This is a genomic window from Streptomyces sp. NPDC048353 (genome assembly GCF_055587165.1).
The window spans coordinates 192,133-207,752 of the sequence record NZ_JBVJGU010000010.1 but is presented as its reverse complement, the minus strand read 5'-3'; the positions used below and the strand labels follow the sequence as shown (position 1 = coordinate 207,752).

Annotated in this window: 11 protein-coding genes; 9 read left to right on the top strand and 2 right to left on the bottom strand. The window is 73.6% G+C overall.

The features are described 5' to 3' along the window. The 9 genes from gatA to ACZ6RC_RS30210 all read left to right on the top strand — a co-directional run bounded on the left by gatA (position 1) and on the right by ACZ6RC_RS30210 (position 13,305). Positions 1-1,500 carry an Asp-tRNA(Asn)/Glu-tRNA(Gln) amidotransferase subunit GatA gene (gene gatA / locus ACZ6RC_RS30250; protein WP_391139005.1) on the top strand — a complete coding sequence of 500 codons (1,500 nt, stop codon included), beginning with the start codon at positions 1-3 and terminating at the stop codon, positions 1,498-1,500. Then, the gene (locus tag ACZ6RC_RS30245) at positions 1,497-1,739 is read left to right on the top strand and encodes a hypothetical protein (RefSeq protein WP_391139003.1); all 243 of its coding nucleotides are present in this window, start codon (positions 1,497-1,499) and stop codon (positions 1,737-1,739) included. Before gatA ends, ACZ6RC_RS30245 begins: the two co-directional genes overlap by 4 nt. Before the next feature lie 16 nt (positions 1,740-1,755). Continuing rightward, positions 1,756-3,267, top strand: a complete 1,512-nt coding sequence (gene gatB / locus ACZ6RC_RS30240) for an Asp-tRNA(Asn)/Glu-tRNA(Gln) amidotransferase subunit GatB (RefSeq protein ID WP_391139001.1) — start codon at positions 1,756-1,758, stop codon at positions 3,265-3,267. Positions 3,268-4,009: 742 nt separating this feature from the next. Continuing rightward, positions 4,010-6,103, top strand: coding sequence for a phosphocholine-specific phospholipase C (locus ACZ6RC_RS30235; RefSeq protein WP_469589164.1), 2,094 nt, complete (start codon positions 4,010-4,012; stop codon positions 6,101-6,103). Between the two features lie 192 nt (positions 6,104-6,295). Beyond that, a complete protein-coding gene (locus tag ACZ6RC_RS30230) occupies positions 6,296-8,554 on the top strand; it encodes an MMPL family transporter (RefSeq protein WP_469589162.1) in 2,259 nt (752 codons plus the stop codon). After that, entirely contained in the window at positions 8,532-9,179 is a 648-nt protein-coding gene (locus ACZ6RC_RS30225) for a GNAT family N-acetyltransferase (RefSeq protein WP_469589158.1), read from the top strand. The genes ACZ6RC_RS30230 and ACZ6RC_RS30225 overlap by 23 nt, the downstream gene beginning before the upstream one ends. 88 nt (positions 9,180-9,267) lie before the next feature. Beyond that, positions 9,268-9,864: a hypothetical protein gene (locus ACZ6RC_RS30220; protein WP_469589155.1), complete on the top strand. Its 597-nt coding sequence runs from the start codon at positions 9,268-9,270 to the stop codon at positions 9,862-9,864. Positions 9,865-10,053: 189 nt separating this feature from the next. Further along, complete coding sequence (locus tag ACZ6RC_RS30215; RefSeq protein ID WP_453618629.1) at positions 10,054-10,236, top strand: hypothetical protein; 183 nt, start codon at positions 10,054-10,056, stop codon at positions 10,234-10,236. A gap of 33 nt (positions 10,237-10,269) precedes the next feature. Then, on the top strand, positions 10,270-13,305 hold the full coding sequence (locus ACZ6RC_RS30210; RefSeq protein WP_469589281.1) for a helix-turn-helix transcriptional regulator: 3,036 nt from the start codon (positions 10,270-10,272) through the stop codon (positions 13,303-13,305). 13 nt (positions 13,306-13,318) lie between these two features. Here ACZ6RC_RS30210 and ACZ6RC_RS30205 read toward each other — a convergent pair whose 3' ends face one another. Both ACZ6RC_RS30205 and ACZ6RC_RS30200 read right to left on the bottom strand, forming a co-directional pair. Then, on the bottom strand, positions 13,319-14,452 hold the full coding sequence (locus ACZ6RC_RS30205; RefSeq protein ID WP_469589278.1) for a PQQ-dependent sugar dehydrogenase: 1,134 nt from the start codon (positions 14,450-14,452) through the stop codon (positions 13,319-13,321). Positions 14,453-14,598: 146 nt separating this feature from the next. After that, complete coding sequence (locus ACZ6RC_RS30200) at positions 14,599-15,594, bottom strand: aldo/keto reductase (protein WP_391138987.1); 996 nt, start codon at positions 15,592-15,594, stop codon at positions 14,599-14,601. Positions 15,595-15,620: the final 26 nt, after the last annotated feature.

Here is a 15,620-nt window from a genome sequence, read left to right as displayed (position 1 = left end):
ATGACGGACAGCACCATCATCAAGCTCACGGCCGCCGAGATCGCGGGGAAGATCGCCTCCGGCGAACTGACCGCCGTCGAGGTGACCGAGGCACACCTCGCCCGCATCGAGGCCGTCGACGAGAAGGTCCACGCCTTCCTGCACGTCGACCGCGAGGGCGCCCTCGCGCAGGCCCGCGCCGTGGACGAGAAGCGCGCCAAGGGCGAGAAGCTCGGCCCGCTGGCCGGCGTCCCCCTCGCGCTGAAGGACATCTTCACCACGCTCGGCGTACCCACCACCGTCGGCTCGAAGATCCTCGAAGGCTGGATCCCGCCGTACGACGCGACCCTGGTCAAGAAGCTCAAGGCCGCCGACGTCGTCATCCTCGGCAAGACCAACATGGACGAGTTCGCCATGGGGTCCTCCACCGAGAACAGCGCCTACGGCCCCACGGGCAACCCCTGGGACCTGACCCGTATCCCCGGCGGCTCCGGCGGCGGCTCCTCCGCCGCCCTCGCCTCCTACGAGGCCCCGCTCGCCATCGGCACGGACACCGGCGGTTCGATCCGCCAGCCCGCCGCCGTCACCGGCACCGTCGGCGTCAAGCCGACCTACGGCGGTGTCTCCCGCTACGGCATGGTGGCCTTCTCCTCCTCCCTCGACCAGGGCGGCCCCTGCGCCCGTACGGTCCTGGACGCGGCGCTCCTGCACGAGGCCATCGCCGGGCACGACCCGCTCGACTCGACCTCCATCGACGCCCCGGTCCCGCCGGTCGTCGAGGCCGCCCGCAACGGCTCCGTCGCCGGCATGCGCGTCGGCGTCGTGAAGCAGTTCCGCGGCGAGGGCTACCAGGCCGGCGTCGTGCAGCGCTTCGACGAGTCCGTCACGCTCCTCAAGGAGCTGGGCGCCGAGATCGTCGAGCTGGACTGCCCGACCTTCGACCTCGCCCTTTCGGCCTACTACCTCATCGCGCCTTCGGAGTGCTCCTCCAACCTGGCGCGCTTCGACGCCATGCGCTACGGCCTGCGGGTCGGCGACGACGGCACGAAGTCGGCCGAGGACGTCACCGCCCTCACCCGTGAGGCCGGTTTCGGCGACGAGGTCAAGCGCCGCATCATCCTCGGTACGTACGCGCTGAGCTCCGGCTACTACGACGCGTACTACGGCTCGGCGCAGAAGGTCCGCACCCTCATCACCCGCGAGTTCGAGAAGGCCTTCGAGGAGGTGGACGTGATCGTCTCCCCGACGACCCCCACCACCGCCTTCCCGATCGGCGAGCGCGCCGACGACCCGATGGCGATGTACCTCGCGGACCTGTGCACCATTCCGACCAACCTGGCCGGCAACGCCGCCATGTCGCTGCCCTGCGGTCTCGCGCCGGAGGACGGCCTGCCGGTCGGCCTGCAGATCATCGCCCCCGCCATGAAGGACGACCGGCTGTACAAGGTCGGAGCCGCCGTCGAGGCCGCGTTCGTGGAAAAGTGGGGGCACCCGCTGCTCGAGGAGGCTCCGTCGCTATGAGTGCCATGGCAAAGAAGGCCAAGAACTTCAAGAAGTCGAAGACCGGCGTCTACGTCTCGCTGGCGACCACCGCGTTCGGTGCCGTCAGCGTCGCGAAGCAGGCCAGGCTGGCCCGCAGCGACAACGACATGCTGCGGCTGATCGACTCCGCCGTGTCCGCCGCCGCCATCGTTACCGGCCTGGCGATCCTCTACCGGGAGCTGAAGCGCCTGGGCGACGACGACGTCCTGCTGGGCTGAGAGGGAAAGTCTCACTGTGACCGTCACCGAACTGCTGTCGTACGACGCGGCCCTCGCGGCGTACGACCCCGTCATGGGCCTCGAGGTCCATGTCGAGCTGGGCACGAAGACGAAGATGTTCTGCGGCTGCTCCACCGAGCTGGGCGCGGAAGCGAACTCGCAGACCTGCCCCACCTGTCTCGGCCTGCCCGGCTCGCTCCCGGTCGTCAACGCGATCGGCGTCGAGTCGGCCATCAAGATCGGTCTCGCGTTGAACTGCGAGATCGCTGAGTGGTGCCGCTTCGCCCGGAAGAACTACTTCTATCCGGACATGCCGAAGAACTTCCAGACCTCGCAGTACGACGAGCCGATCGCCTTCAACGGCTATCTGGACGTCCAGCTGGAGGACGGCGAGATCTTCCGTGTGGAGATCGAGCGCGCCCACATGGAGGAGGACACCGGCAAGTCGACGCACATCGGCGGCGCGACGGGCCGTATCCACGGCGCCTCGCACTCGCTGCTGGACTACAACCGCGCCGGCATCCCGCTCATCGAGATCGTCACCAAGCCGATCGAGGGAGCCGGCGAGCGCGCCCCCGAGGTCGCCAAGGCGTACGTCGCGGAGCTGCGCGAGCTGATCCGCGCGCTGGACGTCTCCGAGGCGCGGATGGACAAGGGCCAGATGCGCTGCGACGTGAACCTGTCGCTGCGCCCGCACGGCACCGCGACCTTCGGCACCCGCTCGGAGACGAAGAACGTCAACTCGCTCCGTTCCGTGGAGCGCGCGGCCCGCTACGAGATCATGCGCCACGCGGCCGTGCTGACCTCCGGCGGCACGATCGTGCAGGAGACCCGTCACTTCCACGAGGACGACGGCTCCACCACCGCGGGCCGGATCAAGGACAACGCCGAGGACTACCGGTACTTCCCGGAGCCCGACCTCGTCCCCGTCGCCCCGGCCCGTACGTGGGTCGAGGAGCTGCGCGGCGGACTGCCCGAGCTGCCGCGGGTGCGCCGCAACCGGCTCCGCGAGGAGTGGGGCGTCTCCGAGCACGACATGCAGTCGATCCTCAACGCGGGCGCGGTCGACCTGATCGTCGCGACCACGGACGCGGGCGCTCCGTCGGACCAGGCCCGCAAGTGGTGGATGGGCGAGCTGGCCCGCTCCGCCAACGAGTCGGGCGTCGCCCTGGACGAGCTGGCCATCACCCCGGCCCAGGTGGCCCGGGTCGCGGCGCTCGTCGCCTCCGGCGACCTGAACGACAAGCTGGCCCGCCAGGTCATCGAGGGCGTCCTCGCCGGCGAGGGCGACCCGGACGCGGTCGTCGAGAAGCGCGGCCTGAAGGTCGTCTCCGACGAGGGCGCGCTGGGCACGGCCGTCGACGAGGCCATCGCCTCCAACGCGGCCATCGCCGACAAGATCCGCGGCGGCAAGGTCGCCGCGGTCGGCGCCCTGGTCGGCGCGGTCATGAAGGCCACCCGCGGCCAGGCGGACGCGGCGCGCGTGAAGGACCTGATCCTGGAGAAGCTGGGCGTCAGCGAGGGCTGACCCCTACTTCCGCACGACGGCGGCGCCCCGAGTCTCCGGACCCGGGGCGCCGCCGTCGTGCGTGCGGAGGCAGGACCGTCGCCCGGGGCGGAGTCGGGCCCGGCGCCGGGCCCGGAGTCGGGCCCGGCCCCGCACCCGCCTCCGTACCCGGATCCCGGCGTCGGGCCCGGCTCCTGCGCCCGGCTCCGTACCCGGCCCGGCATCCGCCGCCGTGTCCGGCCCCGCATCCGGCCCGGCATCCGCCGCCGCGTCCAGCCCCGCGTCCGGCCCCGTACCCGGCTCCCGGCGTCGGGCCCGGTCGCGCCGTCCGCACGCCGTGACGGGCCGTCAAACCCGCCCGGCGTCGGCCCCACCCCATTCCTGGGCCCGCTTTCCCCGGCCCTTGGCCCCGCGCCCGGCTCCCGCGCCCGGCTCCCGCGCCCGGCTCCCGCGCCCGGCCCCGCCCGCGCCTCCGTACCCCTCCTGCGCACGGCCCCGCCCGCCTCCGTACCGGCTCCTGCGCCCGGCCCGTACCCCCCTCCTCCCCGTACCCGCATCCGCCGCCGCGCCCGGCCCCGGCCGGGCGTCGCGCCGGTGGGCTTGGGCTTCCGCGTCGGCCTGATGGACGTTCACCGCCACGCCGTCGGCGGGTCTTCCCCCCGTCATCCGGCCTCACTACCGTCCACCGCGTACCACCCAATGGCTCGAAGGCGAACCATTGGCCGTCGACTGGAGGTCGGTCTTGTCCCCCGAGAAGTCCCGGATGTCCCGCCGCAAGGTCCTCGCGCTGGGCGGAGGCGCGCTCGGCGCCGCCGCGGCGGGGTCGCTGCTCCCGCCGTCGCTCCAGCAGGCGATCGCCGCGGGGCCGCCGGCCGGAGGCATGTCGGCCGTCCGCCACGTGGTGATCCTCATGCAGGAGAACCGGTCCTTCGACCACTACTTCGGCACCCTCCGCGGCGTCCGCGGCTTCGGCGACCGCAACGCCGTCCGCCTGCCCTCCGGCGGCTCCGTCTTCGAGCAGCCCGCCGGCGCAGGGCGGACCGTCCTGCCGTTCCCGATCCGGGACGCCGCCGAGGCGCAGCGGAAGGACCTCCAGTACATCGGCGACCTCGACCACTCCTGGAGCGGCGGCGCCAAGGCCTGGCGTGACGGCTGGATGGACGGCTGGGTGTCCGCCAAGACCGCGGCGACGATGGCGTACTACGACCGCCGGGACATCCCGCTGCACTACGAACTCGCCGACACGTTCACCGTCTGCGACGCCTACCACTCCTCGATCCACACCTCCACCAGCCCCAACCGCAACCACCTGTGGTCCGGCTGGACCGGCTTCGAGGCCGACGGCAGCCGCGCGGTCACCAACGCCGCCTACGCCGAGGGCACCCACCCCGGCTACGGCTGGCCGACCTACGCCGAGCGTCTGGAGGCGGCCGGGCGGAGCTGGAAGACGTACACCGAGTGGGAGAACTTCACCGACAACAACATCGAGTTCTTCACCACGTTCAAGAAGATCGCCCGTAAGGCGCTGGCCCCCACCGGCGGCCACACCTTCATGGAGTCCTTCTACGCCGCCGTCCGCGACACCGACGACACCACCGAGCGGGCCAGGCTGCTCGCCGCCCTGGAAGACGGGGTGGCCACGCTCACCACCGCCGAGCGCTCCCTCTTCGAGCGCGGACTGCGCCGCGTCGAGACCGGAGCCCTCGCCGACGCCTTCCGGGCCGACGTCGCCGCCGGAACCCTGCCCGAGGTCTCCTACCTCGTCCCGTCCGCGATCGACTCCGAGCACCCCGGCTCCTCCTCGCCGATCGCCTCCGCCACCCTCGTCTACAAGGTGCTCGACGCCCTCGGCGCCCACCCCGACGTCTGGCGCCATACCGTCGTCCTGATCAACTACGACGAGAACGACGGTTTCTTCGACCACGTCCCGCCGCCCGTCCCGCCCGCCGACGACACCGACGAGCGCTGGCAGGGGCAGCCCACCGGCCTCGGCATCCGGGTCCCGCTGCTCGTCGTCTCGCCCTGGTCGGTCGGCGGCTACGTCTGCTCCGAGACCTTCGACCACACCTCCGTGATCCGCCTCCTGGAGAAGCTCACCGGCGTCCGCGAGCCCAACATCACCCCGTGGCGGCGTACCGTCACCGGCGACCTCACCTCCGCCTTCGACTTCCGGCGCGCCCACCGGCAGCCCGACGTCGACCAGCCGGGACCGATCCCGCCCTTCAGCGGCCGCTGGCGCCCGCAGCCCCCGCTGGAGCAGCGGATGCCGGTCCAGGAGCCGGGCAGCCGCCCCGCCCGCCCCCTGCCCTACCAGCCCGACGCCTCCGCGAAGCTCACAGCGGGTACGGCGGGCGGCCGCCGGATCACCGTCTCGCTCAGCAACACGGGCAAGGCGAGCGCGCACTTCGCGCTCTACCCGTACGCCGGCGAGTTCGCGGTCCCCCAGCACCGCGACGTGAGGGGCGCCGGCCAGTGGACCGTCCCCCTCGCGGGTGATCGCTACGACTTCACGATCACCGGCCCGAACGGCTTCCGCCGCGAGTTCGAGGGCCCCGCCGGCGGCGGCGCCGAGCTGGCCTCCCATCTCGACCATCACGACCGCGACCTGCACCTCACCGTCCGCAACACCGGCACCGCGCCGGTGGCCTTCACCGTCCGGCCGCTCGGCTACGTCGACGAGGACGACCTCGCCGACTGGACGCGCACGGTCACCGTCAAGCCCGGCAGGAGCCGTACCGTCGTCCACTCGGCCGCCGACGCGCACGGCTGGTACGACATCGAGGTGACGGCCCCGGGCGGCTTCCGCAGGCGTCTGATGGGTCACATCGAGAACGGCCGCCCGAGCGTCTCCGGCTGATCCGGCCCCCGGGACACCGGGGTGCGCGGGGCGCCGGGACCTTCGTCCCGACCTCCCGCGCACCACTGTGAGTAACGCCACGAAAGGGACAAAGGATCTTTTAAGGCTGCGACAGTGGCCCCCAGAGAGGTCATGCGTTCTTTGCGGGCTGTTCCCCGGTAAAGATCCACGAGCCACCAGGGAGCACGTCCTTTGGCCGCAATCGCACGGTGGTGCGTCACGCACCGCCTGGTCGCCGTCGTCCTCTGGCTCGTCGCCCTCGGCGCCTCCGTCGCGGGCGCCTCCTTCGCCGGCAGCGCGTACTCCAACGACTACGAGGTGCCCGGCACCGAGTCCGGCCGGGCCACCGCCCTCCTGGACCGCGGCTTCTCCGGTGCGGGCGGCGACAGCGACACCATCGTCTGGCACAGCGAACGGGGCAGCGTCCGCGCCACCGCCGTCGAACAGCGCATGACCGCCATGCTCCACGACGTGGCGGAGCTGGACGGCATCGCGGCCGTGACCTCCCCGTACGACCGTTCTCCCGGCGCCCACGCGCGCGTCAGCGAGGACGGCCATACCGCCTACGCCACCGTCACCTTCCGCGAACAGGCCGACGACATCCCGCAGGCGCAGGCGAAAGCCCTCGTCGACACCGCCCGGGCGGCCGCAGGCGACGGCGTCCAGGTCGAACTCGGCGGCAGCGCCGTCGCGCTCACCGAGGCCCCCGGCGGCCACCTCGCCGAAGCGGTCGGCGTGATCGTCGCCGCCGTCGTCCTCTTCCTCGCCTTCGGCTCGCTCGCCGCCTCGGCGCTCCCGATCGCCACCGCGCTCGTCAGCGTCGGCATCGCCTACTCCGGGATCGTGCTCCTCGGCCATGTGATGACCGTCGCCGACTTCGCGCCCATGCTGGGCATGCTCGTCGGCCTCGGCGTCGGCATCGACTACGCCCTGTTCATCGTCACCCGCCACCGCAAGGGCCTCAAACAGGGCCTACCGGTCCCCGAAGCCGCCCGGATCGCCGTCGCCACCACCGGCCGCGCCGTCGTCTTCGCCGGCGCCACCGTCTGCATCGCCCTGCTCGGCATGCTGATCCTCCGGCTCAGCTTCCTCAACGGCGTCGCGATCGCCGCCTCCCTCACCGTCGTCCTCACGGTCGCCGCCTCCGTCACCCTGCTGCCCGCGCTGCTCTCCCTCATCGGGATGCGTGCGCTCAGCCGGCGCGAACGGGCGCGGCTCGCCGAACACGGCCCGCAGCCCGAGCTGCCCACCGGCTTCGCCGCCCGCTGGTCCGCCTTCGTCGAGCGCCACCCCAAGCTGCTCGGCGCGTTCGCCGCCGTCGTCATGCTGGTCCTCGCGCTGCCGACGTTCTCGCTCCACCTGGGCACCTCCGACCAGGGCAACAACCCGGCCGACTCCACCACGCGGCAGGCGTACGACCTGCTGGCCGAGGGCTTCGGGCCGGGCGTCAACGGGCCCCTCACCCTCGTCGCCGGGATCGACGGCGCCGACGACCGGGTCGCGTTCGCCGAGCTGCCGGCCGTCCTGGAGAACACCCGCGGCGTCGCGTCGGTCTCCCCGGTGATCACCAACGGCGCGGGGGACACGGCCGTCCTGACCCTCGTACCGGAGACGGCGCCGCAGTCCCAGGCGACCAGCGACCTCGTCGACCGGCTGCGCGGCGAGGTCCTCCCGAGGGCGGAGCACGGGACCTCCCTCGACGTGCACGTGGGCGGTGTGACGGCCTCGTACGACGACTTCGCCGAGATCATCGTCGGCAAGCTGCCCCTCTTCGTGGGCGTCGTCATCGCGCTCGGCTGTCTGCTGCTCCTGGTCGCCTTCCGCTCGATCGGCGTCCCGCTCAAGGCGGCGGTGATGAACGTGGCCGCCGTCGCCTCCTCCTTCGGGATCGTCGTGGCCGTCTTCCAGTGGGGATGGGGCAGCGACCTCCTCGGGCTCGGCAGCGCGGGCCCCATCGAACCCTTCCTGCCGGTGATCATGGTGTCCGTCCTCTTCGGACTCTCCATGGACTACCAGGTCTTCCTGGTCAGCCGGATGTACGAGGAGTGGCTGGAGACCGGGGACAACCGCCGGGCGGTCCGCGTCGGCCTCGCCGAGACCAGCCGGGTGATCAACTCCGCCGCTGTCATCATGATCGCCGTCTTCCTCGCGTTCGTCCTCTCCGGCGACCGGGTCATCGCGATGTTCGGCATCGCGCTCGCCGCGGCCGTCGCCCTCGACGCCTTCGTCCTGCGGACGCTCCTCGTCCCCGCCCTGATGCACATGCTCGGCGGGGCGAACTGGTGGCTGCCGGCGTGGATGGACCGGTGGCTGCCGAGGATCAGCATCGAGCCCTCCGAGAGCCGTGCGGCCGCCGACGCGCGGGACGCCGCCCGTGCGACGATCTTCCCGCAACGCGTGCCGGTCCCGAGGCTCGAGGAGAACGAGGATGTTCGCGATACCGCTGGGTGACGACGGCGCCGAGCTGCGGCCCCTGGAGCCGTGGCAGGCCGAGGAGTTCCTCGCCCACATCGACCGCGGCCGGGCCTTCATCGGCGAGCACAACGGACTGCCCGACGTCGTCACCGACCTGGCGTCGAGCCGGGCGTTCCTCCGGGCGTACGCCGAGAAGACCGCCGCCGACACGGGCCGCATCCTCGGCATCCGGTGGGACGGCACGCTGGTCGGCGCGGTCATCCTCCGCACGATGGACACCGCCCAGGGCGTCGCCGAGGCCGGCTGCTGGCTGGAGCCCGCGGCGGTGGGGAAGGGGCTGGTGACCCGAGCGGCACGGGTGATCATCGACTGGGCCGTGGAGGAGCGGGGCATCCACCGCGTCGAGTGGGTGGTGTCGTCCGGGAACGAGCCCAGCATCAACGTGGCGCGCCGGCTGGGCATGACGAAGGAGGGCGTGCTGCGGGAGAGCCACCTCTACCGCGGGCGGCGCCACGACGAGGAGGTCTGGGCCGTCCTCGCGCCGGAGTGGCGGGCGGCGAGAACGGCCGGGACGGACTGCGGTACGTCGGCGGACTCCGGCGGGCCGGGAGGCGTCGGTACGCCGGTGGGCTCCGGTACGCCGGGGGCGACCGCCTCCTGAGCCGGGGCGGCCGTCCGGGCCGGGGCCGGCGCCCGCGACCTCCGCGCCGTTAAGGCGGCTCTCATAGGGGCCGCCTAGCGTGCGGTTCATGAATGCCAGGATCGAGAAGACCACAGCGCCCGACGCGTCCGACGCGGACACGACCGCCCCCGACACCGCCTCCGGCGCCCCGCTCGCCGACCGGCCGGCAGACGCCCGTACCGACGCCGCCACGACCGACGACGAGTCGGCCGAGGACGAGCTGACCGACGAGGAGATCGCCGCCGAGCTGGCCGCCGAACGCGAGGAGGCCTCCCGGGCGGCCTCCGGCATCGGGGCGGGCGCCGCGGCCGTCGTCTCCGCGGCCCTCGGCCTCGCGGCGCTGACCGGCACCTGGACCGGGAAGATCGCCGCCGAGCGCGAGGCCCTCATCGGCCAGATCACCACCTCCCAGGGCGGCAGCGCCCCCCAGCAGATCTCCGAGATCTACGGCGACGCCTGGCACGCCACCGCCCTCGTCAACGGCGTCTTCGCCTTCCTCGCCGTGATCACGGCCATCCTCGTCCTCACCCTCACCCGCCCCGAGCGCCCGGCCTGGATCCGCGCGGTCGCCGTCGCCGGAGCCGTCCTCGGCGGCCTCGGCGTGCTGCTCTCCGGCGCCATGTACTTCGACCTCCTGCTGAGTCTCCCCACCACCGGCTCCTAAGACCTGCCCTGGCCACCCGCCGGGCATCCGCCTAAGGCCCCCTGAGAAATCCCCTAAGGCCCCCAGCCCCCCGAACATCGGGCACTTCCCCGATGTGCCCGCACCCCCTGGGCGACGACAGTGGAGGCATCGCGAAAGCGGTACCGAACCGAAGTCGCCGGCGGAAGCCGGAAGTCCAGGGAGAACGAGATGTTCGTCTACGAACTGCACCGCATGCACCACGCCGAGCTGATCCAGGAAGCCGCGGCCCAGCGGCTGTCCCGCCGGGCCGCCCGGGTGCGGCGGGCCGCCAAGGCCGCCCGCCGGTCCGGCCGACACGACGACGAAGGGCGGGTGGACGCCGGGCACGACCGGTTCGTCCGGGCCGCGTGACCCCGTATGGGCACGGCCCCGGACGTCTGTGCGATGCTCGGCGCCGTGGAGACCAGGTCAGTCAGCCCCGTGTTCGTCGGCCGGGCCGGTGAACTCACCGCCCTCACCGACGCCCTCGCCCGCGCCCACGCCGAAGGCGAGCCGCAGGCGCTGCTCGTCGGCGGCGAGGCCGGTGTCGGAAAGACGCGCCTCGTCGAGGAGTTCGTCGCCGCCGCCTGCGGGCGGGGCGCCGTCGTCGCCGTAGGGGGCTGCGTGGAGGTGGGCGCGGACGGGCTGCCGTTCGCGCCCTTCTCCACGGCCCTCCGCTCGCTCAGCCGCCGGCTCCCCGGCGAACTGGCCGCCGCCGCCGCGGGCCAGGAGGGCGAACTCGCCCGGCTCCTCCCCGAACTCGGCGAGGTCGGCAGCCACGAACCCTCCAACGAGGACTCCACCGCCCGCCTCTTCGAGCTCACCGTACGGCTCCTGGAGCGGCTGGCCGCCGACCGGACGATCGTCCTCGTCCTGGAGGACCTGCACTGGGCCGACGTCTCCACCCGTCACCTGCTCGCGTACCTGTTCCGCACCCTGCGCCGCGGCCGGATCGTCGTCGTCGCCACCTACCGCGCCGACGACATCCACCGCCGCCACCCCCTGCGCCCGCTCCTCGCCGAGCTGGACCGGCTGCGCACCATCCGGCGCATCGAGCTGGCCCGGTTCACCCGCACCGAGGTCCGCCGCCAGCTCACCGGCATCCTCGCCGCCGAACCCGACCCCGGCCTGGTCGACGAGATCTTCGACCGCTCCGACGGCAACGCCTTCTTCGTCGAGGAGCTCGTCGTCTCCCGCGAGACCGGCTGTTCCTCCGGCGTCCTCACCGACTCCCTGCGCGATCTGCTGCTCGTACGGGTCGAGACGCTCCCCGAGGGCGCCCAGCGGGTCGCCAGGACCGTCGCCGAAGGCGGCTCCACCGTCGAGTACGCCCTGCTCGCCGCCGTCGCCCGGCTCCCCGAGGACGACCTCATCGAGGCGCTGCGGGCCGCCGTCGGCGCCAACATCCTGCTCGCGGTCCCGGACGGCGACGGCTACCGCTTCCGCCACTCCCTGGTCCGCGAGGCCGTCAGCGACGACCTGCTGCCCGGCGAGCGCTCCCGGCTCAACCGGCGCTACGCCGAAGCCCTCGAAGCCGACCCCACCCTGGTCAGGGCCGACGAGCGGGCCACCCGGCTCGCCACCTACTGGTACCGCGCGCACGACCCGGCCCGCGCGCTGCCCGCCGTGCTCCGCGCCTCCGTCGAGACCCGCAAGCGCGCCGCGTACGCCGAGCAGTTGCGGCTCCTGGAGCGCGCCATGGAGCTGTGGGACGAGGTCCCCGACGAGGTACGCCGCTCGCTGCGCCCCATGGACTACGCCGAGGCCTATCCGGCCTGCGGCTGCGACCCCGAGACCACCCCGCTGCGCTATCTGGACCTCCTCGCCGAGGCCGCCGTCGCCGCCCGGGTCTGCGGCGAACGCGAACGCGCCCTGAAGATAAGCAAGATGGCCCTGCGACTCCTCGAAGGCGAGGAGGGAGAGGAGAGCGACCCGCTGCGGGCCGCCTGGTTCTGGGCCCAGCGCTCCCGCATCGTCTGCGGCCTCGGCCGCTCCGACGGCTGGGCCGAGATCGCCACCGCCCAGGAACTCGTCCGCGGCCTCCCCCCGACGGCCGTCCACGCCTTCGTCCTCGCCGTCCTCGCCGGCTGGGGCATGCTCCACGCGCCGGGCCCCGACAGCCTCGCCGACGCCGAACGGGCCGTGGAGTACGCCCGCTTGGTCAAGGCGGAACCGATCGAACTCAACGCCCGGCTCACCCTCGGCACGCTCATGGTCTCCGCCGGCGACCGCGAAGCCGGCATCGCCGCACTGTACGAAGCCCGCGACCGCGCCCGCGTCATCGGGCTCTTCCACGAGTCCGCGCGCGCCGTCGTCAATCTCTCGCACGCCCTGGAGAACCTCGGCCGCTCCCGCGAGGCGGTCGAGGTCGCCGAGGCGGGCATCCGCTTCGCCCGCGAACACGGGCTGCGCGACAGCCAGGGCTGGATCCGCGCCAACCAGGCCGAGTCCCAGCTCTCGTTGGGACTGTGGGACGAGGCCCAGCGCAACTGCGAGTGGCTGGAGCACTCCGGTACCAGCTCCAAGCCCCGCGGGACCGTCGCCATGCGCCTCGCCCAACTCTCCGTCGCGCGCGGCGAGCTGACCACCGCCGCCGCCCAGCTCGCCGCCGCCCGCGCCCACTTCGGGCAGGCCGATCCGATGCCCCAGTACACCGTTCCGGTACGGCAGGCGGAGCTGGGCATAGCCGCCGCGAGCGGACGGATCCAGGACGTGCGGACGGTCCTCGCCGAGGCCGCGGAGAGCGGCTTCCCGCCGGGCACCCACCGCGACGGCTGGCCGCTGCTCCTCATCGGCGCCACCGCGGAGGCCGACGCCCACGGCCTGCCCGCGGCCGAGGCGGGACGCGAGGCGTCACTCGACCTGATCCGCCGCTGCGCACGGCGGATGGAGACCCCCGCCCCCGTCTGGCGGGCCTACTCCCTGCACGTCTCCGCGGAGCTGGACCGGGCCGAGGGGCGGAGCTCCGCCGCGCGCTGGGCCGAGACCGTCGCCGCCTACGAACCGACGGAGCGCCCGTACCCGCTCGCCCGCGCCCGGCACCGCCTCGCCGACGCGCTCCTGGCCGAGGGCGGCCACCGCGAGGAGGCCGCGGCCCTGCTGCGCGAGGCGCACGCCACCGCCACGCGCCTGGGGGCGCATCCGCTGCGGGAGGAGGTCGACCTCCTCGCCGCCCGCGCCCGCCTGCCGCTGACCGCCCCGGACAGCGCCCCGGAGCCGGACCAGGCGGAGGAGGCCTTCCGTCTGACCCCCCGGGAGGTGGACGTGCTGCGCCTGGTCGCCGAGGGCCACACCAACCGCCGGATCGCCGAGGAACTCTTCATCTCCCCGAAGACGGCGAGCGTCCACGTCTCGAACATCCTCGCCAAGCTGGGCGTCTCCGGCCGCGGCGAGGCCGCCGCCCTGGCCCACCGCCTCCGCCTGCTCCAGGCCCCCGTCTGAGGCGCGGGCTCACTCAGCGCACGTCGAGGCGGAGGATCCTGTCGTCCCCGTCCTGCGGGGTGCCCCGGGTGTCGGTCTCGCTGGTCGTCAGCCAGAGCCGGCCGTCGCCCGCCGCCACCACCGTGCGCAGCCGGCCGTACTCCTCCGTCAGGAACGCCCGGGGCTCCCCGGCCGTCGTGGCGCCGGAGAGCGGGACGCGCCACAGCCGCTCGCCCCTCAGCCCGGCCATCCAGATCGCGCCGTCGGCGTAGGCGATCCCGCTCGGGGACGCGTCGGAGGTCCGCCACTGCGCCACCGGGTCCACGAAGGCGGGGTCGCCCGCCCGGCCCTCGGCCTCCGGCCAGCCGTAGTTCCGGCCCGGCTCGATCAGGTTCAGTTCGTCCCAGGTGGTCTGGCCGAACTCGGCCGCCCACAACCGGCCGTCCGCGTCCCAGGCCAGGCCCTGCACATTGCGATGCCCGTAGGAGTAGACCGGCGAGCCGGGGAAGGGGTTGCCGGGCGCCGGATCGCCGGCGGGCGTCATCCGCAGGATCTTCCCGCTCAGCGACCGCCGGTCCTGCGCCAGACCGGTCTCGCCCCGCTCGCCCGTGCCCGCGTAGAGCATCCCGTCCGGGCCGAAGGCGATCCGCCCGCCGTTGTGCACGTTCCCCTTCGGGATGCCGGTCAGGATCGCCTCGGGCGGTCCGAGCCGGTCCCCGGGCCCGCCGCCGTACCGCATCCGGACGATGCGGTTGTCCGACTCGGCGGTGAGGTACGCGTAGACGAAGCCGTCGCGCACGGCGAGGCCGAGGAGCCCGCCCTCGCCGCCGGGGACCACCCCCGGCACTTCCCCGAGCGGTGTCTTGGCACCGGACCGGCCGTCGACGCGGGTGACCGTCCGCTCGTCCCGGGAGGCGACCAGCAGATCGCCGTCGGGCAGGACGGCCACGCCCCACGGCGACTCCAGGTCCTCGGTGAGCGTGCCGGCGACGGTCACGCGCGCGGCCGGCGCGGAGGAAGGGGCCGGCGCGGAGGAGGCGGGCGGTGAGGTGGTGGCGGGCGGGGACGAGGGCGTCGCCCGGTCGCCCTCCGCGGCCCCGCCCGACGAGCACCCCGCCACCAGGACGAGCGCGGCGGCGCCCCACAGGCTCTTCACGGTGCGGCTCATGGTTCGGCTCACGGCTCGGTCCCTTCGGAGCGGCGTCCCCTCCCCCCTTGATACACCGCCCGGCCCGCCGCCGTGCCCGATCACCCGGCTTCCGGCCGTGCGGACCGCCCGCCCCGCCCCGGCCTCCGGCGGTCCCGCGTGCCCGGTCAGTCCCACGACCCTCGGGGCGGCGGCAGCTCCGCGATCTCCGCCAGGTCGGCCGCCGTCAGGACCAGCTCGGCCGCCCGCGCGTTCTCCACGGCCCAGCGCTCCCGCTTCGTCCCCGGGATCGGCACCACGTGCGGCCCGCGGCCCAGCGCCCACGCCAGCGCCACCTGCGCCGGGGTGACCTCCGCGCCGTGCCGCGCCGCCACCCGCCGCAGCCCCGCCACCAGGGGCTGGTTGGCCGCCATCATCTCGGCCGTGAAGCGGGGGTGCCGGGCCCGCGGATCGTCCGGCTCGAAACCGCCGCCGGGGGTCAGCGTCCCGGTCAGGAAGCCGTTCCCGAGCGGCATCGCGGCGAGCAACCCCACGCCCCGCGCCTCGCACCACGGCAGCAGCCGCTGCAGCGCCTCCGGCGACCACACCGACAGCTCGGCCTCCACCGCGCTCACCGGGAACACCTGCTGGACCCGCTCCAGCTGCCGGATCGTTCCCTCGTACAGATCGCCGCCCCGCCGGGGCGCCCGCGCGCCGACCGCGCACAGGCCGAGCGCGCGTACCTTGCCCGCCGACACCAGCTCGGCCATCGCGCCCCAGGTCTCCTCGACGGGCACCTCCGGGTCCGCGCGGTGCAGCTGGTACAGGTCGATCACGTCCGTCTGCAGCCGACGCAGCGACGCGTCGCAGGCCCGCCGTACGTACCCGGGGCGGCCGTTGGCCACCACGTGCTGGTCGCCCACGAGCAGACCGCACTTCGTGGAGAGGAACACCTCGGCCCGGCGCTCCTTCAACACCCGCCCCAGCAACAGCTCGTTGGTGAACGGCCCGTACATGTCGGCGGTGTCGAGCAGGCTCACCCCGGCGTCCAGCGCCGCGTGCACCGTCCGCAGCGAGCGGTCGCCCCGCTGCTGCGAGCCGCTGTAGGCCCAGTTCATCGGCATACAGCCCAGGCCCACCGCACCCACGTCGAGCGCCGCCGCCCCGATAGTCCTGCGCTCCACCTGCCGGTACCCCTCCTTCTGCCGTC

Bases quoted from the DNA above. Each gene is read 5' to 3' on its own strand.
- gatA (WP_391139005.1), top strand. From the start codon at position 1: ATGACGGACAGCACCATCATCAAGCTCACGGCCGCCGAGATCGCGGGG.
- ACZ6RC_RS30245 (WP_391139003.1), top strand. From the start codon at position 1,497: ATGAGTGCCATGGCAAAGAAGGCCAAGAACTTCAAGAAGTCGAAGACC.
- ACZ6RC_RS30235 (WP_469589164.1), top strand. From the start codon at position 4,010: ATGTCCCGCCGCAAGGTCCTCGCGCTGGGCGGAGGCGCGCTCGGCGCC.
- ACZ6RC_RS30225 (WP_469589158.1), top strand. From the start codon at position 8,532: ATGTTCGCGATACCGCTGGGTGACGACGGCGCCGAGCTGCGGCCCCTG.
- ACZ6RC_RS30220 (WP_469589155.1), top strand. From the start codon at position 9,268: ATGAATGCCAGGATCGAGAAGACCACAGCGCCCGACGCGTCCGACGCG.
- ACZ6RC_RS30215 (WP_453618629.1), top strand. From the start codon at position 10,054: ATGTTCGTCTACGAACTGCACCGCATGCACCACGCCGAGCTGATCCAG.
- ACZ6RC_RS30210 (WP_469589281.1), top strand. From the start codon at position 10,270: ATGCTCGGCGCCGTGGAGACCAGGTCAGTCAGCCCCGTGTTCGTCGGC.
- ACZ6RC_RS30205 (WP_469589278.1), bottom strand. From the start codon at position 14,452: ATGAGCCGCACCGTGAAGAGCCTGTGGGGCGCCGCCGCGCTCGTCCTG.